Genomic DNA, 16,941 nt, shown 5'->3' with positions numbered 1-16,941 from the left:
CTGCGCTCAGGTCCCTGCGCCGCGTGTTGCTGCGGTCGGGAAAGTGTTAAACTCTGCTCTTTATTGACTTCATAGATTATTCATCATCTGCACTGGATGGCGAGGAGCGCAATTACAAGATGGCTAAACAGAAAAAGCGCGGATTTTTTTCCTGGCTGGGATTGGGACGTCAGGAAGAAGAAAATAGTGAGCAACCGCAGACACTTCCTGAATCAGGCGAGACGGCGCACTCAGATCCGGATGCGCAGATCGTATCTACTGAAGCCTCGGCGCCCCAAGAGGCTGAACGCCAGCCGTTGAACCCGGACGATGACGCGCCGGCGCCCGTCGAGCGGGAAGAGGCCGCCGAGGCCGCGGATGAAGCCCCGTTGGGCGAGATGCCGGAAGAGTCGGAAGTCGTCGACAAGACGGTGGATGAGCCGGTTACCGCCACCGCTCAGAAAGCGGTGCCGCAGGCGGTCGAAGGATTGGATAGCTCGGCGCAAACCGCATTGCCGGAAGACGTCCTGTTGCAGGAAGAGGCGCTGGAAACAGCGCGCCAGGACATGGAAGACGCCGTGTCTCGCGCCCAACCGGAAGCGGAGCCTGAAGCCGTCGACGATGAACCGCTAGCGGTCATCGTTGCGCAGGCTGAAGTGCTGGAAGATGAGCCCGCAGAGTCCGTCGAGGAAACGGTGTTAACGCCGACGGCACCGCCTCAGGAGCAGGAGCGTCCTGCCAAAGAGGGTTTCTTTAGCCGCCTCAAGCGCAGCCTGGTCAAAACCCGGCAGAATCTGGGTTCTGGATTTGTCTCATTGTTTCGCGGTAAGAAAATTGACGACGATCTGTTTGAAGAACTCGAAGAGCAGCTGCTGATTGCGGATGTGGGGATGGATACCACCCGCAAGATCATCGCCAGTCTGACGGAACACGCCAGCCGCAAGCAGCTGAAAGACGCCGAAGCGCTGATGGCGCTGTTGAAAGAAGAGATGGCCGCCATTCTGGAAAAAGTGGATGAGCCGCTGAATATCGAAGGCAAAACGCCGTTTGTGATTCTGATGGTCGGCGTGAACGGCGTGGGAAAAACCACCACTATCGGCAAAATGGCCCGCCAATATCAGGCTCAGGGCAAGTCGGTGATGCTGGCCGCGGGGGATACCTTCCGCGCGGCGGCGGTGGAACAGCTACAGATTTGGGGTGAGCGCAACAACGTGCCGGTTGTGGCGCAGCATACCGGGGCGGACTCTGCTTCCGTTATTTTTGACGCGATTCAGGCGGCGAAAGCGCGCGGCGTAGACGTGTTGATCGCCGATACGGCGGGCCGTCTGCAGAACAAATCCCATCTGATGGAAGAGTTGAAAAAAATCGTCCGGGTGATGAAGAAACTAGACGATCAGGCGCCGCATGAAGTGATGCTGACGCTGGATGCCAGCACCGGCCAGAATGCGGTGAGTCAGGCTAAACTGTTTAACGAGGCGGTAGGGCTGAGCGGTATCGCCCTCACCAAGCTGGACGGAACGGCAAAAGGCGGCGTGATCTTCGCCATCGCCGATCAGTTCGGTATTCCTATCCGCTATATCGGGGTAGGGGAGCGCATCGAGGATTTAAGGCCATTCAAGGCTGACGATTTTATTGAGGCACTTTTTGCCCGTGAGGACTAATACGGATGATTCGTTTCGAGCAGGTCAGTAAGGCGTATCGTGGCGGTCGCCAGGCATTGCAAGGCGTTGATTTTCATGTCCGGCCTGCGGAGATGGTCTTTCTGACCGGCCACTCAGGCGCCGGGAAAAGCACCCTGTTAAAGTTGATTTGCGGGATAGAACGGCCGAGCGCGGGGCAGATCCTGTTCGGCGGTCATGACATCAGCCGTTTGAAGAAGAGCGAGATCCCCTTCCTGCGCCGTCAGGTCGGCATGATTTTTCAGGATCACCATCTGCTGATGGATCGCTCCGTTTATGAAAACGTGGCGATGCCGCTCATCATCTCCGGCGCTTCGGTGGAAGACATCCGCCGTCGCGTGTCGGCGGCGCTGGATAAGGTGGGGCTGCTGGACAAAGCGCGCAGCTACCCCATTCAGCTCTCCGGGGGGGAACAACAGCGGGTGGGCATTGCCCGTGCGGTGGTGAATAAACCCGTGGTGCTGCTGGCTGATGAACCGACCGGCAACCTCGACGACGAATTGTCCGAAGATATCCTGCGCCTGTTTGAAGAGTTTAACCGTGTCGGCGTTACGGTGCTGATGGCAACCCACGATACGGGGCTGATTGCCAGCCGCCGTTACCGGGTTTTGACGCTGTCTCAAGGTCACATGCTGGGAGATAACGTCCATGGCTAATCATCAGGTTCGCAGAAAAGAAAAACACAAACGCCCTGTCAGTAAGGCCCGTGCGCTTAAAGGCGGCTGGCAGGAACAATGGCGCTACGCCTGGGGGAACACGCTGCGGGATATGCTGCGTCAGCCGCTGGCGACGCTACTGACCATCATGGTTATCGCCATTTCCCTGACGCTGCCGAGCATCTGTTATCTGGTGTGGAAAAACGTCAGTCAGGCAGCGACGCTGTGGTATCCCACTCCGCAGCTGACAATCTATCTGGATAAATCGCTGGATGACAAAACGGCAGAGGGCGTGATCGCCAAAATTCAGACGACGGATGGGGTCGATAAGGTCAACTATCTGTCGCGCAATGAGGCGATGGGTGAATTCCGCAATTGGTCCGGCTTCGGCGGCGCATTGGATATGCTGGAAGAAAATCCGTTGCCGGCGGTGGCTATTGTGACGCCCAAAATGACGTTCCAGAGCGCCGAGACAATGACGTCCCTGCGGGACCGTATTACCACCATTGAAGGTGTCGATGAAGTACGAATGGACGACAGCTGGTATTCGCGTCTGGTGGCGATGACCGGATTAGTCGGGCAAGTCGCCTTTACGATCGGCGTGCTGATGCTCGTGGCGGTCTTCCTGGTGATCGGGAACAGCATCCGTCTGAGCATTTTCAGCCGTAGAGATACCATCAACGTCATGAAACTGATCGGCGCGACCGACGGCTTCATCCTGCGGCCATTCCTGAACGGTGGGGCGATGTTGGGACTGTGCGGCGCGGTGCTGTCCCTCATCCTATCTCAGGCGCTGGTGTGGAAGCTCTCTGCGGCTACGGCACAGGTCGCCGCCGTATTCGGCACGACATTCGCAGTGAAGGGAATGGGCTGGGATGAAGGACTGCTGTTATTGCTGGTTGCCGCGATGATCGGCTGGCTGGCTGCGTGGTTGGCCACGGTTCAACATTTACGACGCTTTACACCGGAGTAAGGGTTTTCTGATATACTCTTTCCTTGTAAAAGGGATTAAATTGTCAAGGGAAGAGTATGAGAAAATTCGCTTCTTTGAACGCTTTTCTCTCCGGATTCATTTTGCTGCACGGCCATCTTGATATGTAAACGCAGATGGATAAAATTGTGTGAACTTGTGAGACAAGTCACGCTCTAATAGTGGGCAAATTCTAGATTTAAACGTTGATGTGGGTTAGACATTGTTCGTCATGTCCGACGACATAAACAAATCATGAGAGGGTTGAATGACCAAAGATATGCAAACTTTCACCTTAGTTCCCCAGGGCAGTCTGGAAGGGTATATTCGTGCCGCCAATGCCTATCCGATGCTGACGGCGGAGGAAGAGCGGGCGCTGGCTGAACGGCTGCATTTTGAGGGAGACCTGGATGCGGCCAAGCAGCTGATCCTGTCACACCTGCGCTTTGTTGTTCACGTAGCCCGTAACTATTCCGGCTATGGCCTGCCGCAGGCGGATTTGATACAGGAAGGCAATATCGGCCTCATGAAGGCCGTGCGCCGGTTTAACCCCGACATCGGCGTCCGACTGGTCTCTTTCGCCGTGCACTGGATCAAGGCGGAAATCCACGAATATGTGCTGCGCAACTGGCGCATCGTCAAAGTTGCCACGACCAAAGCTCAGCGTAAGCTGTTCTTTAACCTGCGTAAAACCAAGCAGCGTTTGGGCTGGTTTAATCAGGACGAAGTCGAGGTGGTCGCGCGTGAACTCGGCGTGACCAGTAAAGACGTGCTCGAGATGGAATCCCGCATGGCGGCGCAGGACATGACTTTCGACCCGGCGCCGGAAGACGATGCGCAGCCGGGACACGGTATGGCCCCCATTCTGTACCTGCAGGACAAAACGTCTGACTTTGCCGATGGCATTGAGGAAGACAACTGGGAAAGCCACGCGGCCGACAAGCTGGCCCACGCGATGGAAGGTCTGGACGAGCGCAGTCAACACATCATTCGCGCCCGTTGGCTGGACGACGACAATAAGTCCACCTTGCAGGAACTGGCCGATCGCTACGGCGTTTCCGCCGAGCGCGTGCGCCAGTTGGAAAAGAACGCGATGAAAAAGCTGCGCACGGCGATAGAAGCTTAGTCGCGGCGGATGGCAGGCGCACGAAACATTACGGCCGGGCTTGTCCCGGCCGTAATATTTTCGGGGCGGAAAAAAGGAGCCTAAACGCCTCGTCCCGGTGCGGTTACCGGCTGTACTTCCAACCTCCGGATACCGGATCAAACCCGCAGGATCGCATAAACGCGTCCATTACACTTTCGCTGACCATGGCATGATCGGCCGCATCCAGCCACCACTCCTTGATGTGCGGCAGCGCCTGCAGCACCTCTTCGACGAGATATTTCCCCACCCCACGCCGGCGCGTCGCTTCTCTGACCTGCAAATCGCAGAGTTCGGCGCTGTCCTGTTTGATCTCCACGATGACCGCCGCCAGCAGGCGGTCGTTGAATCGCGCCGCGAACAATTGGTGGTCCGGCGTCAGGCTCTGCTCTAACTGAGTGAAGTTTTGATGCGGCCATAGCGGGCTTAAATCCAGCTTGTCTTGGTCGGTAAAAGAAGTTAGGCATTCCACGGTCAGTTTCATGCGATGCGCTCCGATTGATGGTGAAGACGATTGTAGTGAGTAGACGCCAGAAAGGTTATGTAATTTTTATGTACAGTTTACAGGGCAATGTTTTTCGCTTTGGTCATTTTTCGAGTTATTAATTACCTTTTTACGCATCTGTTAGCACAACCGACTAGATAAGAAGAAAAATCTGGGTATTAAGACTAAAATTTTATGCTGTTTACGCCGCGACTTACTGCGTATGCGAGTTGCTATGTAGCATAAAACTCCTGTTTAATGGCATGAAAAATAAAATCTTATTGCTGACTATTGCCAAATATTAAGCCTAACTTGTTATTACTTATAAAAAAAGCGTGAGTAGTCACGGTTGGCGCCAAACATGATCGTAATAAATGAAAATTAGAATGGGGTAAAACAGGATGAAATTAAGCAAAGGCAGCATGTTGCTGATGGGATGTATGGCAATGACGCTGGGTTACGCCGTCAACGCCGCTGATATTAAGGTGGCCGTCGTTGGGGCCATGTCCGGCCCGGTCGCGCAGTACGGCGATATGGAATTCAACGGCGCCCGTCAGGCTATTGCGGATATCAACGCTAAGGGCGGCGTCAACGGTAATAAGCTGGTCGGCGTGGAATATGATGATGCCTGCGACCCGAAACAGGCGGTCGCCGTCGCCAACAAAGTGATTAATGACGGCATCCGCTATGTCATCGGTCATTTATGCTCTTCCTCCACCCAGCCGGCGTCGGATATCTACGAAGACGAAGGCGTGATCATGATTACGCCGGCCGCCACCAACGCCAACCTGACGACCCGCGGCTATAAATTGATTCTACGCACCACCGGGCTGGACTCAGATCAGGGCCCGACCGCCGCCAAATATATTCTGGATGCCGTCAAACCGCAGCGTATCGCCGTCGTGCACGACAAACAGCAGTACGGCGAAGGACTGGCGCGCGCCGTTCAGGACAACCTGAAAAAGGGCAACGGCAACGTCGTCCTGTTTGAAGGCGTGACCGCCGGAGATAAAGATTTCTCTACGCTGGTGGCGCGTCTGAAGAAAGAGAACGTCGACTTCGTATACTTCGGCGGCTACTACCCGGAAATGGGGCAGATTCTGCGCCAGGCGCGTCAGGCTGGCCTGAAAGCCAAGTTCATGGGACCGGAAGGCGTAGGCAACTCCTCGCTGTCCAATATCGCGGGCGAGGCTTCTGAAGGCATGTTGGTCACCCTGCCGAAACGCTACGACCAGGTGCCGGCCAACCAGCCGGTGGTGGCGTCGCTGAAAGCGAAGAACCTCGACCCGTCAGGTCCGTTCGTGTGGACGACCTATGCCGCATTGCAGTCTCTGACCACCGCCATGCAGCGCTCCGGCAGCGTGGAACCCGCCAAACTGGCGGCCGATCTGAAGGCCAGGCCGGTTGAAACGGTGATGGGTTCGCTGAGCTGGGACGAAAAAGGTGACCTGAAAGGGTTTGAGTTTGGTGTATTTGAGTGGCACGCAGACGGTACTTCCTCCTCCGTGAAGTGATTGACTGGATCCGTATTACTCCCTGAATACCGTTGTCCTTCCGTCTGCCGACGGAGGGGCAACGTCAAAGGCTTAAGGTATGTCCGAGCAATTCCTCTATTTCGTTCAGCAAATGTTCAACGGTCTGACGTTGGGCAGCACTTATGCGCTGATCGCCATTGGTTACACCATGGTTTACGGCATTATCGGCATGATCAACTTCGCCCACGGCGAAGTGTATATGATCGGCAGCTATGTCTCCTTTATCGTGATCGCCGCCCTGATGATGATGGGTATCGACACCGGCTGGCTGCTGATCAGCGTCGCTTTTGTCGCGGCGGTCGTGATTTCCAGCGCCTATGGCTGGAGCATTGAGCGCGTGGCTTACAAGCCGGTGCGTAACTCCAAACGTCTGATTGCGCTGATTTCCGCCATTGGGATGTCTATTTTCCTGCAGAACTACGTCAGCCTGACCCAGGGCTCGCGCGACGTTGCGCTGCCAAGCCTGATCCACGGTCAGTGGACGCTGGGTGAAAGTAACGGCTTCGCCGCCACCCTCAGCACGATGCAGCTGACCATCTGGGTGGTCACCTTCCTGACCATGCTGGCGCTGACGCTGTTTATTCGCTATTCGCGTATGGGCCGCGCCTGTCGCGCCTGTGCTGAAGATTTGAAAATGGCCAGCCTGCTGGGCATCAGCACGGACCGGGTGATTTCGCTGACGTTCGTGATCGGCGCTGCGATGGCCGCTGTCGCCGGAGTTCTGTTAGGTCAGTTCTACGGCGTAATTAACCCCTATATCGGCTTTATGGCCGGCATGAAGGCGTTCACCGCCGCCGTGTTGGGCGGCATCGGCAGCATTCCCGGCGCGATGATCGGCGGCCTGATTCTGGGGATTGCGGAAGCGCTGACGTCCGCTTATCTGAGCACTGAATACAAAGACGTGGTGTCGTTCGCCCTGTTGATTGTCGTGCTGCTGGTGATGCCTACCGGTATTCTGGGTCGCCCGGAGGTGGAGAAGGTATGAAACAGCATAACGTCTTCAACGCCTTTTTCTCGGCGTTTGTCCTGCTGGTGTTGGCCTCCTTCATGATGGGGATGCAGCTGAGTCTGGACGGCACGAAGCTGGTGGTTCATGGCGCGGATAAGGTGCGCTGGTACTGGATTGGGGCGGGCTGTGTCGTGGTCTTCCTGTTCCAACTGCTGCGTCCTCTGCTGGCGCGGGGCGCACAGCAATTTCCCGGCAACGGTCTGGTGCTGCCGAGTTTCGATGGCAGTACGCCGCGGCAGAAAGGGCTGGCGCTGCTGCTGATCGTCGCCGCAGTGGTCTGGCCGTTCCTGGTGTCCCGCGGCACGGTCGATATCGCCACGCTGACGCTGATTTATATCATGCTCGGTCTGGGTTTGAACGTGGTGGTGGGCTTGTCCGGCCTGCTGGTGCTGGGCTATAGCGGTTTCTATGCCATCGGCGCCTATACCTATGCGCTGCTGAGCAACGACTTCGGGTTCGGCTTCTGGCAGTCTCTACCGCTGGCGGGGCTGACGGCGGCGCTGTCGGGTTTTTTGCTGGGTTTCCCGGTGCTTAGGCTGCGCGGTGACTATCTGGCGATCGTGACGCTGGGGTTCGGCGAGATCGTCCGTATTCTGTTGCTGAACAACACCGCGTGGACCGGCGGCCCGAACGGCATCAGCCAAATTCCCAAGCCGACGCTGTTCGGACTGGAGTTCAGCCGCACGCCGCGCGAAGGCGGCTGGGATACGTTCCACAACTTCTTCGGGCTCGCTTACGATCCCGGCGATCGCATCATTTTCTTGTATCTGGTTGCGCTGCTGCTGGTGGTGCTGACGCTGTTCATCATCAACCGTTTGCTGCGCATGCCGCTGGGCCGCGCCTGGGAAGCGCTGCGTGAAGATGAGATCGCCTGCCGTTCGCTGGGCCTTAGCCCGACCAAAATCAAACTGACGGCCTTTACCATCAGCGCCGCTTTTGCGGGCTTTGCCGGCACGCTGTTTGCCGCCCGTCAGGGATTTATCAGCCCTGAGTCCTTTACCTTCGCCGAGTCCGCCTTTGTACTGGCCATCGTCGTGCTGGGCGGTATGGGGTCGCAGTTCGCGGTGATCCTGGCGGCGGTGCTGCTGGTGGTGTCCCGTGAACTGATGCGCGATCTCAACGAGTACAGCATGCTGTTGCTGGGCGCGCTGATGGTGCTGATGATGATCTGGCGCCCGCAGGGGCTGTTGCCGATGAAACGGCCGCAGATGAAGCTGAAGGATAAGGAAGGACAGGCATGAGTACGCAGCCACTATTATCGGTACGGGGCCTGATGATGCGTTTCGGCGGTCTGCTGGCCGTCAACAATGTCGAGCTGGATCTGCATGCCGGTGAAATCGTCTCGTTGATCGGCCCGAACGGCGCGGGCAAGACCACCATTTTTAACTGCCTGACCGGGTTTTATCGCCCGACCGGCGGCACGATCCTGCTACGCGATCAGCATCTGGAATCGTTGCCGGGGCAGCAAATCGCGCGGATGGGCGTGGTGCGGACATTCCAGCATGTGCGGCTGTTCCGCGAGATGACGGTGATTGAAAACCTGCTGGTCGCTCAGCATCAGCATCTGAAAAGCGGCGTCTTCGCCGGGCTGCTGAAAACGCCCGCCTTCCGCCGCGCGGAAGCGGACGCACAGGCGTGCGCCGTCACCTGGCTGGAGCGGGTAGGGCTGCTGGATCTGGCGAACCGTCAGGCCGGCAATCTGGCCTATGGGCAGCAGCGCCGGTTGGAAATCGCCCGCTGCATGGTGACGCGTCCGGAACTGTTGATGCTGGACGAGCCGGCTGCGGGTCTGAACCCGAAAGAAACCGACGAGCTGAACGTTCTGATTGTCGATCTGCGCGATAATCATCAGGTTTCCGTGCTGCTGATTGAACACGATATGAAGCTGGTGATGGGCATTTCAAACCGCATCTACGTGGTGAATCAGGGGACGCCGCTGGCGCAGGGCACGCCGGCAGAGATTCGTAATAACCCGGATGTGATCCGTGCCTATCTGGGTGAAGGATAAGGTTATGTTGTCATTAAATCAGATATCGGCGCATTACGGTAAAATCCAGGCGCTGCATCAGGTCGACCTGCATATCAGTCAGGGCGAAATCGTCACCCTGATCGGCGCCAACGGCGCAGGAAAAACCACGCTGCTGGGCACGCTATGCGGCGATCCACGGGCGTCCGCCGGCGCCATTGTGTTCGACGGCAAGGAGATCACCGACTGGCCGACGGCGCGGATCATGCGTGAAGCCATCGCCATTGTGCCCGAAGGCCGTCGGGTCTTTTCCCGCATGACGGTGGAAGAGAATCTGGCGATGGGCGGCTTTTTCGCCGAGCGCGAACAGTATGATGCGCGTATCGAACGCGTTTATACGCTGTTCCCGCGCCTGCGGGAACGCCGCTCTCAGCGCGCCGGCACCATGTCCGGCGGCGAACAGCAGATGCTGGCGATTGGCCGCGCGTTAATGAGCCAACCGCGTCTGTTGTTGCTCGATGAGCCGTCGCTCGGGCTCGCGCCCATCGTGATTCAGCAGATCTTCGACACCATTCAGCAACTGCGTGAAGAAGGGATGACCATCTTCCTGGTGGAGCAGAACGCCAATCAGGCGCTGCGTCTGGCCGACCGCGGTTATGTACTGGAAAACGGACGCGTTGTGCTGGAAGATAGCGGCGCGGCGCTGCTGGCGAACGAAGCGGTGCGCTACGCCTATTTGGGCGGTTAAATTTTTCTTTGGCCGGGGTCGTCCTCCCGGTCTGATTCTATTATTCCCTCTTTTTTCATGAGTGAGCATCGTTATGGCAATGGGTAAGTTGGTGGCGCAGCGGATGGAGCGGCTCAAAAGCTCGGCGATTCGCGAATTGCTGAAGCACAGCAAAATGGATGGCGTGATTTCGTTGGCGGGCGGGATCCCTTCCGACGCGTTGTTCGACTTTGACGGATTGCGGCAGGCGACGGAGCAGGCGATCGTCGAGCAGCCGAAGGCGGCGTTCCAGTATGGTCTGACCGAAGGCAGCCCGGTGCTGCGTGAACGCATTGCGGAGCTGTGCGAGCTTCGCGGCGTACAGACCTGCGCGGACGATATCGTCGTCACCGCTGGCTCCCAGCAGGCGCTGGATTTGGTCATGCGCGCGACGATCGATCCGCAGGATGTCTTCGTCGTTGAGCGACCGACCTATCTGGCGGCGTTGCAGACGCTGGAGCTGGCTGAAGCGCAGATCGTGTCGGTGTCTTCCGACGAACACGGCATGATCGTCGACGAACTGGAAGCATTGCTGGCGACGCAACGTATCAAAGGCGTTTATCTGGTGCCGAACTTCGGCAATCCCAGCGGCGTTTCGCTGAGCGAGGCTAGGCGCAAGCAGCTGGTTGCGCTGGCCGCACAGCATGATTTCCTGATTATCGAGGACGATCCTTACGGCGAACTGCGGTTTACCGAGACACGCCATGCGACGCTGTACCAGTTGGCGAAAGAGGCCGGACACGCAGATCGCGTGGTCTACCTCTCCTCGTTCTCCAAGGTGCTGGCGCCGGGCCTGCGTCTGGGTTGGGCCGTTCTGCCCGACTGGCTGCTGCACAATGTAGCGATCATCAAGCAGGCGGCGGATTTGCACGCCAGCGCGCTGTCCCAGGCGATTGTGGAGAGCTATTTAGGATTGGGTCGCCTGCCGAAGCAGATTGAAACCATTCGTCATGCTTATCGGCAAAAAGGCGAGAGGCTTTCCGCGTTGGTTGAAGAGACGCTTGGCGATGTGCTGACTTTCAATCAGCCTGAAGGCGGCATGTTTCTGTGGGCGCGATTCCGTGAGCCGTTCGATACGACCGAATGGTTGAAAAAAACGTTGGCGGAAGGCGTTGTGTTTGTGCCGGGTGAGTTCTTCTTCGCCGAACGGCCGGATCGTTCAACGCTGCGCTTGTCTTTCGCGACGGCGACGGAAGAGCAAATGTATGAAGCCGTGGCGCGACTGCGGCGGGCGCTGTAAATCAGGGCCAGTTTTCGGCCTAGTAAAAAGCCCCGCATGAGAGCGGGGCTGTCGAGGGGATTTTCGGTCGCCATCCTGCGGATTCGCCAACGCGCTATGCCGCGTAGGCCAATGACCGGTCTAGCACAACGTGTCGCTTTCAGGCGGCAACTCGTCGGAACGCCGCATTATCGCGGCCGTTCCGCAAGGAAGATCAGAAGCGTTCCCAGTCATCTTTGCCGCCACTGGCACTCGCCAACGCCGGTTTAGGCTGTGACGCGACGGCCGGTCTTTTGACCAGCGCTTTGGCGCCGGGCAGCGAGTCCGCCCCTTCCACTTTGAATACCTGCACCAGTTCCACCAGATTGGACGCCTGCGCGCTGAGGCTGTCTGCGGCGCTGGCGGACTCTTCCACCAATGCGGCGTTCTGCTGCGTCACCTGATCAAGCTGGTTTACCGCATCGTTAATCTGGGTGATACCCTCCTGCTGCTCGTGGGTGGTGACGCCGATTTCGCTAATCAGATCCGCAACGCGATGGGCCTGGCCGACGATATCGGTCATGGTGCTTCCCGCATGGCCGACCAGCCTGGAGCCGGTTTCCACTTTCTCCACGCTTTCGGTAATGAGATCTTTTATCTCTTTGGCCGCGGAGGCGGAACGCTGCGCCAGAGATCGAACTTCACCGGCCACCACCGCAAATCCGCGCCCCTGTTCTCCTGCCCGGGCGGCCTCAACGGCGGCGTTCAGCGCCAGAATATTGGTCTGGAACGCGATGCCATCAATGACGCTGATGATGTCGCTGATTTTGTGAGAACTGGCGGTGATCTCGTTCATGGTATTGACGACGTCGCTGACCACGGTGTTGCCTTTGGTCGCGGAGTCGCTGGCGGATTTCGCCAGTTCCGCCGCCATGCGGACGGTATCCACATTCTGTTTGATGGTCTGGCTGATCTCTTCCATCGACGCCGCCGTCTGCTGGAGGTTTGCCGCCTGCTCTTCCGTACGCTGGCTCAGATCGGTGTTGCCCATGGCTATCTGGCTGGAACCGGTAGCAATGGACTCGCTGCTCTGGCGCACCTGATTGACCATTTCGCTCAGGCCGCGGCGCATATCATTCATCGCCGCGAGCAGACTGGACGTATCCTTGTCGCGCAGATGAACGCGGATAGCCAGGTCGCCCTTGGCGATTTCCCTGGCGATGTGGACGGCATACGCCGGTTCTCCGCCCAACTGATTAATAATCCGGCGAGTAATCAGCACGGCTATCGTGCCGCCCAGCACGGCGACCAGAATAGCCAGTGCGATCATCAGCACGCCGGCCCGGTTGGCCTGTTGGCCGGACTGTTCCGCGGCGGCGACGGTGACCTGTTTCTGAAAGGTGAGAATGTCGTCGACCACAGCGAAGATTTTATCCTGAGCATCACGAACATCGGTGAGGATGGTGTCTCTGGCCTGCTCCTGCTGGTTCGACAGCCCTAACGAAAGCGCCTTTCTGACGGAGGCGATGTAGGCGGGCTGGACCTGAGCCAACTGACCGACCAGATTCGTCATCTCCTGCGAGGAGACGGATTGGCTGACGGTATTCAGCGTCTCGGTATTTTGGGTGATGATGTCTTCGATCTGCTTTTGTCTGAGCAGCATCTGCTCCCGGTCATCCAGCAACGCGATATCGCGGGCGGAACGGGCGACGATGTTGACGTTGTCTTTGAATTCCTGGAACTGGAGCAAGCGGGTGATGCGAAGCTCGGAGAGCGTCTGAACATTAGCGCTGAGAGACCTGAGCTGAAACAGCCCGAACAGCGCGACCAGGAAGCCGATGACGATGACCAACGAAAAACCGCTGCCCAGCATTGTGCTGAGCTTCATGTTTTTAAACAATTTCATAATGTCCCTTCGTGTCGGCGGACACCTGATTTTCATGGAGAAGTCCGGGTGTCTGAAAAAAATAGAAAATAAGGAAATAGGGCAGAGCGCGGTATGTCATTGGCAATCGCCCTTACCGCCATATGGCGACATACCATTTTTAGGAACCCACAGGATCTTTATCGGCGATGATCCACAGGCCTGTACTATCAATTTCAGATGATTGTAGAAAAAAGCAAAACCTGAACCCGGCGCAATGTCAGGGAGATGACAGAACGTTTAAAAAAGGCGGTTTATTGATGAGGATCAATCGGTGGGATGGGTGAGACGCGGGGATGCGTATTTTCTCCGCCGTAGGGTTGCCGAATCGCGCGTTGTCGGGCGTTCGGCGCGATGTCGGCGAGCACGGAGCCCGGATCGCCGCCGGTTTTTCTCCGGCGTTTCCGCTGCGGGCTGTCATATTTTCTTCACTTAAAAGTTATTTTTGTGTCATCCGCCGATGGCATGTTACCTGCCATATTCTCGGCCTCCCGGTTGGGGCCGCACGGTATTTCGGCAGGAGACCGACATGTTGAAACACGCAATCCGCACCGTCGCCGCCAGCGCCGTCATGGCGATCACCTTCACTTCGCCGGCGCAGGCGGTGACCGACATCCCGTTCTGGCACGCGATGGAGGGAGAACTGGGGAAAACGCTTGATGCACTGGCGGACCGATTCAACCGCGCTCAGAGCGACGTCAGAATCGTTCCCGTTTATAAAGGCAACTACGAACAGACGCTGGCGGCAGGGATCGCCGCCTACCGTAGCGGTAATGCGCCTGCAATCCTGCAGGTCTACGAGGTCGGCACCGCCACCATGATGGCGAGCAAGGCCATCAAACCGGTTTACGAGGTGTTCCAGCAGTCGGGCGTCCCGTTCGATGAGCGCGTGTTCGTGCCGACGGTCTCCGGCTATTACACCGATGCCAAAAGCGGCCATCTGCTGTCTCAGCCGTTTAACAGCTCCACCCCGGTGCTCTATTACAACAAGGACGCGTTCAAAAAGGCGGGCCTGGATCCGGAACAGCCGCCCAAAACCTGGCAGAAAATGGCGGAATATACGGCCAAACTGCGGGCCGCCGGCATGAAATGCGGCTACGCCAGCGGCTGGCAGGGTTGGATCCAGCTTGAAAACTTCAGCGCCTGGCATGGTCTGCCGTTCGCGAGTCAAAACAACGGATTTGACGGCGCCGCCGCGGTGCTTGAGTTCAATAAGCCCGCTCAGGTCAGCCATATCGCCCTGCTGGAGGCCATGAACCAAAAAGGGGATTTCAGTTACTACGGGCGCAAGGATGAATCGACCGGGAAATTCTACAATGGCGACTGCGCCATGATCACGGCCTCCTCCGGCTCGCTGGCGGGCATTCGCCAATATGCGAAATTCAACTTCGGCGTGGGCATGATGCCGTATGACGCCAATGCCGGAAATGCGCCGCAGAACGCCATCATCGGCGGGGCCAGCCTGTGGGTGATGAACGGCAAGGAAGCGGCGACCTATCATGGCGTCGCGGCGTTCATGCAGTTCCTGGCGCAGCCGGAGATCGCCGCGGAGTGGCACCAGAAAACCGGCTATCTGCCGGTCACCGTCGCCGCCTACGAGCTGACACGCCGGCAAGGTTTCTACGATCGGAACCCCGGTGCGGACATCGCCATCCGTCAGATGCTGAATAAACCGCCGTTGCCGTTTACCAAGGGGCTGCGTCTGGGCAACATGCTGCAAATTCGCACCATCGTGGATGAAGAGCTGGAAAGCGTCTGGATGGGCAAGAAGACGCCGCAGCAGGCGCTGGATGCCGCCGTACAGCGCGGGAACATGCAGCTGCGTCGCTTCGAACAATCCGTCCGGTAATCGTGTTTTGGGCCGAAGAGACTCGGCCTCCTTCTAGCGAGATTATGCGATGAACGCTCACCGCCCCGTTTTTGGCCGCAGTTGGCTACCTTATGCGCTGGTCTTTCCCCAGTTGGCGATCACGGCGATTTTCTTCCTCTGGCCCGCCGGGCAAGCGCTGTGGTACTCCGTGCAAGACGTCGACCCATTCGGCCTGTCGAGCCGCTTTGCCGGGATAAATAACTTTATCCAGCTGTTTCACGATCCTTACTACCTCGAGTCGTTCTACACCACGCTGTGGTTCAGCGGGCTGGTCACGTTTTTCGGGCTGGTGATTTCCCTGTTTCTGGCGGCGTTGGTCAACCATGTGGCGTGCGGGCGCCGGATTTACCAGACGCTGCTGATTTTGCCTTATGCCGTCGCGCCGGCGGTGGCGGCGGTGCTGTGGATGTTCTTGTTTAATCCGGGTCTCGGCATTATCGCCTACTGGCTACATCAACTGGGATATGACTGGAACCACGCCCGGAACAGCGGTCAGGCGATGCTGTTGGTGGTGGTGGCGTCGGTATGGAAACAGATCAGCTATAACTTCCTGTTTTTCCTGGCGGCGCTGCAGTCCGTGCCGCGATCTCTGATTGAGGCGGCCGCGATTGACGGCGCGGGGCCGGTTCGGCGTTTCTTTGATGTGGTGCTGCCGTTGATCTCGCCGGTGAGCTTCTTCCTGCTGGTGGTCAATCTGGTCTACGCGTTCTTTGACACCTTCCCTGTGATTGACGCCGCGACCGCCGGCGGACCGGTGCAGGCCACGACCACGTTGATTTATAAGGTGTATCGCGAAGGTTTCGCCGGGCTGGATCTCGCCGGTTCGGCCGCGCAGTCGGTGGTGCTGATGGTGCTGGTGATCGTGCTGACGGTTATTCAGTTCCGCTTCGTGGAGCGTAAGGTGAACTATCAATGATCGAGAATCGTCGCGGGCTGAATATTTTCAGCCATGTCATGTTGGCGGTGGCGCTGCTGATGGTGCTGTTTCCGCTGTATATCGCGCTGGTCACGGCGACGCTGGACCAGGCGCAGGCCTCGCAGGCGCCGATGACGCTCATCCCCGGCAGCCACCTGTGGCAGAACCTCAACGCCATCTGGCGGCACGGAGTGGACAATAACAACAGCGCGCCGTTCGGCCGGCTGCTGCTCAACAGCTTCATCATGACATTAGCCATCACGGCAGGCAAAATCAGCGTGTCGATACTGTCTGCTTACGCCATCGTCTATTTTCGCTTTCCCTTCCGCCGGATGTTCTTCTGGATCATTTTCACCACGCTGATGCTGCCGGTGGAGGTGCGCATTTTTCCGACGGTGGAGGTCATCTCCCGCCTCGGGATGATGAACAGCTACACGGGTCTGACGCTGCCGCTGATGGCTTCGGCCACCGCGACGTTCCTGTTCCGGCAATATTTTATGACGCTGCCGAACACGCTGATCGACGCGGCGCGCATCGACGGCGCCGGGCCGATACGCTTTTTCTTCGACATAGTGCTGCCGTTGTCCAAGACCAACCTGGCGGCCCTGTTCGTCATTATTTTCATCTATGGATGGAACCAGTATCTCTGGCCGCTGCTGATTGTGAGCGACGCGCGTCTCGGCACCGCCGTGGCGGGTATTCAGAGCATGATCGCCGGCAGTGACAGCCCGACGCGCTGGGAGCATGTGATGGCGGCGATGCTGCTCACCATGCTGCCGCCGATGTTGATTGTGCTGCTGATGCAGCGCTGGTTTGTCCGTGGACTGGTCGACAGTGAGAAATAA

The 16,941-nt window shown here is 57.8% G+C and carries 15 protein-coding genes; 13 read left to right on the top strand and 2 right to left on the bottom strand.

Annotated features, from left to right (window positions below):
- Positions 1–119: 119 nt before the first annotated feature.
- The 4 genes from ftsY to rpoH all read left to right on the top strand — a co-directional run bounded on the left by ftsY (position 120) and on the right by rpoH (position 4,410).
- Positions 120–1,640: a signal recognition particle-docking protein FtsY gene (ftsY, locus tag I6N93_RS16395; RefSeq protein WP_085686666.1), complete on the top strand. Its 1,521-nt coding sequence runs from the start codon at positions 120–122 to the stop codon at positions 1,638–1,640.
- 5 nt (positions 1,641–1,645) lie between these two features.
- On the top strand, positions 1,646–2,314 hold the full coding sequence (gene ftsE / locus I6N93_RS16390) for a cell division ATP-binding protein FtsE (RefSeq protein ID WP_085686668.1): 669 nt from the start codon (positions 1,646–1,648) through the stop codon (positions 2,312–2,314).
- Positions 2,307–3,287, top strand: coding sequence for a permease-like cell division protein FtsX (gene ftsX / locus I6N93_RS16385; protein WP_085686670.1), 981 nt, complete (start codon positions 2,307–2,309; stop codon positions 3,285–3,287). Before ftsE ends, ftsX begins: the two co-directional genes overlap by 8 nt.
- A 265-nt stretch (positions 3,288–3,552) precedes the next feature.
- Entirely contained in the window at positions 3,553–4,410 is an 858-nt protein-coding gene (rpoH, locus tag I6N93_RS16380; RefSeq protein ID WP_085686672.1) for an RNA polymerase sigma factor RpoH, read from the top strand.
- A 103-nt stretch (positions 4,411–4,513) separates the two neighbouring features.
- On the opposite strand, the gene panM is transcribed toward rpoH, so the two are convergent.
- The gene (panM, locus tag I6N93_RS16375) at positions 4,514–4,912 is read right to left on the bottom strand and encodes an aspartate 1-decarboxylase autocleavage activator PanM (RefSeq protein ID WP_085686674.1); all 399 of its coding nucleotides are present in this window, start codon (positions 4,910–4,912) and stop codon (positions 4,514–4,516) included.
- A 401-nt stretch (positions 4,913–5,313) separates the two neighbouring features.
- On the opposite strand from panM, the gene I6N93_RS16370 reads away from it, so the two are divergent.
- The 6 genes from I6N93_RS16370 to I6N93_RS16345 all read left to right on the top strand — a co-directional run bounded on the left by I6N93_RS16370 (position 5,314) and on the right by I6N93_RS16345 (position 11,428).
- Positions 5,314–6,426, top strand: coding sequence for a branched-chain amino acid ABC transporter substrate-binding protein (locus tag I6N93_RS16370; RefSeq protein WP_085686675.1), 1,113 nt, complete (start codon positions 5,314–5,316; stop codon positions 6,424–6,426).
- Between the two features lie 79 nt (positions 6,427–6,505).
- Positions 6,506–7,432 carry a high-affinity branched-chain amino acid ABC transporter permease LivH gene (gene livH / locus I6N93_RS16365; RefSeq protein WP_085686677.1) on the top strand — a complete coding sequence of 309 codons (927 nt, stop codon included), beginning with the start codon at positions 6,506–6,508 and terminating at the stop codon, positions 7,430–7,432.
- Positions 7,429–8,697 (top strand): high-affinity branched-chain amino acid ABC transporter permease LivM, encoded by a 1,269-nt coding sequence (locus I6N93_RS16360; RefSeq protein ID WP_085686679.1) that lies wholly within the window; start codon positions 7,429–7,431, stop codon positions 8,695–8,697. Before livH ends, I6N93_RS16360 begins: the two co-directional genes overlap by 4 nt.
- A complete protein-coding gene (gene livG / locus I6N93_RS16355; RefSeq protein ID WP_085686681.1) occupies positions 8,694–9,464 on the top strand; it encodes a high-affinity branched-chain amino acid ABC transporter ATP-binding protein LivG in 771 nt (256 codons plus the stop codon). The genes I6N93_RS16360 and livG overlap by 4 nt, the downstream gene beginning before the upstream one ends.
- Positions 9,465–9,468: 4 nt before the next feature.
- Positions 9,469–10,170 carry a high-affinity branched-chain amino acid ABC transporter ATP-binding protein LivF gene (gene livF / locus I6N93_RS16350; protein ID WP_085686683.1) on the top strand — a complete coding sequence of 234 codons (702 nt, stop codon included), beginning with the start codon at positions 9,469–9,471 and terminating at the stop codon, positions 10,168–10,170.
- Positions 10,171–10,243: 73 nt separating this feature from the next.
- Positions 10,244–11,428 carry an aminotransferase-like domain-containing protein gene (locus I6N93_RS16345; protein WP_085686685.1) on the top strand — a complete coding sequence of 395 codons (1,185 nt, stop codon included), beginning with the start codon at positions 10,244–10,246 and terminating at the stop codon, positions 11,426–11,428.
- Positions 11,429–11,621: 193 nt separating this feature from the next.
- Here the strand turns inward: I6N93_RS16345 and I6N93_RS16340 are convergent, their stop codons facing one another.
- Positions 11,622–13,292 (bottom strand): methyl-accepting chemotaxis protein, encoded by a 1,671-nt coding sequence (locus I6N93_RS16340; protein WP_085686687.1) that lies wholly within the window; start codon positions 13,290–13,292, stop codon positions 11,622–11,624.
- 547 nt (positions 13,293–13,839) lie between these two features.
- On the opposite strand from I6N93_RS16340, the gene ugpB reads away from it, so the two are divergent.
- Genes ugpB through ugpE form a run of 3 tightly spaced genes read left to right on the top strand, consistent with a single transcriptional unit; the run spans position 13,840 to position 16,941 of the window.
- Complete coding sequence (gene ugpB, locus I6N93_RS16335) at positions 13,840–15,159, top strand: sn-glycerol-3-phosphate ABC transporter substrate-binding protein UgpB (protein WP_085686689.1); 1,320 nt, start codon at positions 13,840–13,842, stop codon at positions 15,157–15,159.
- A 49-nt stretch (positions 15,160–15,208) separates the two neighbouring features.
- Positions 15,209–16,096 carry a sn-glycerol-3-phosphate ABC transporter permease UgpA gene (ugpA, locus tag I6N93_RS16330; protein ID WP_085686691.1) on the top strand — a complete coding sequence of 296 codons (888 nt, stop codon included), beginning with the start codon at positions 15,209–15,211 and terminating at the stop codon, positions 16,094–16,096.
- Positions 16,093–16,941: a sn-glycerol-3-phosphate ABC transporter permease UgpE gene (ugpE, locus tag I6N93_RS16325; protein WP_085686693.1), complete on the top strand. Its 849-nt coding sequence runs from the start codon at positions 16,093–16,095 to the stop codon at positions 16,939–16,941. The genes ugpA and ugpE overlap by 4 nt, the downstream gene beginning before the upstream one ends.

Source organism: Lonsdalea populi, assembly GCF_015999465.1.
Classification (GTDB): domain Bacteria; phylum Pseudomonadota; class Gammaproteobacteria; order Enterobacterales; family Enterobacteriaceae; genus Lonsdalea; species Lonsdalea populi.
Note: the sequence above shows the minus strand (reverse complement) of the source record. Positions and strands in the feature narration are given on the sequence as shown.

Coding starts and splice junctions, on each gene's coding strand:
- ftsY (WP_085686666.1), top strand. CDS start 120: ATGGCTAAACAGAAAAAGCGCGGATTTTTTTCCTGGCTGGGATTGGGA.
- ftsE (WP_085686668.1), top strand. CDS start 1,646: ATGATTCGTTTCGAGCAGGTCAGTAAGGCGTATCGTGGCGGTCGCCAG.
- ftsX (WP_085686670.1), top strand. CDS start 2,307: ATGGCTAATCATCAGGTTCGCAGAAAAGAAAAACACAAACGCCCTGTC.
- rpoH (WP_085686672.1), top strand. CDS start 3,553: ATGACCAAAGATATGCAAACTTTCACCTTAGTTCCCCAGGGCAGTCTG.
- panM (WP_085686674.1), bottom strand. CDS start 4,912: ATGAAACTGACCGTGGAATGCCTAACTTCTTTTACCGACCAAGACAAG.
- I6N93_RS16370 (WP_085686675.1), top strand. CDS start 5,314: ATGAAATTAAGCAAAGGCAGCATGTTGCTGATGGGATGTATGGCAATG.
- livH (WP_085686677.1), top strand. CDS start 6,506: ATGTCCGAGCAATTCCTCTATTTCGTTCAGCAAATGTTCAACGGTCTG.
- I6N93_RS16360 (WP_085686679.1), top strand. CDS start 7,429: ATGAAACAGCATAACGTCTTCAACGCCTTTTTCTCGGCGTTTGTCCTG.
- livG (WP_085686681.1), top strand. CDS start 8,694: ATGAGTACGCAGCCACTATTATCGGTACGGGGCCTGATGATGCGTTTC.
- livF (WP_085686683.1), top strand. CDS start 9,469: ATGTTGTCATTAAATCAGATATCGGCGCATTACGGTAAAATCCAGGCG.
- I6N93_RS16345 (WP_085686685.1), top strand. CDS start 10,244: ATGGCAATGGGTAAGTTGGTGGCGCAGCGGATGGAGCGGCTCAAAAGC.
- I6N93_RS16340 (WP_085686687.1), bottom strand. CDS start 13,292: ATGAAATTGTTTAAAAACATGAAGCTCAGCACAATGCTGGGCAGCGGT.
- ugpB (WP_085686689.1), top strand. CDS start 13,840: ATGTTGAAACACGCAATCCGCACCGTCGCCGCCAGCGCCGTCATGGCG.
- ugpA (WP_085686691.1), top strand. CDS start 15,209: ATGAACGCTCACCGCCCCGTTTTTGGCCGCAGTTGGCTACCTTATGCG.
- ugpE (WP_085686693.1), top strand. CDS start 16,093: ATGATCGAGAATCGTCGCGGGCTGAATATTTTCAGCCATGTCATGTTG.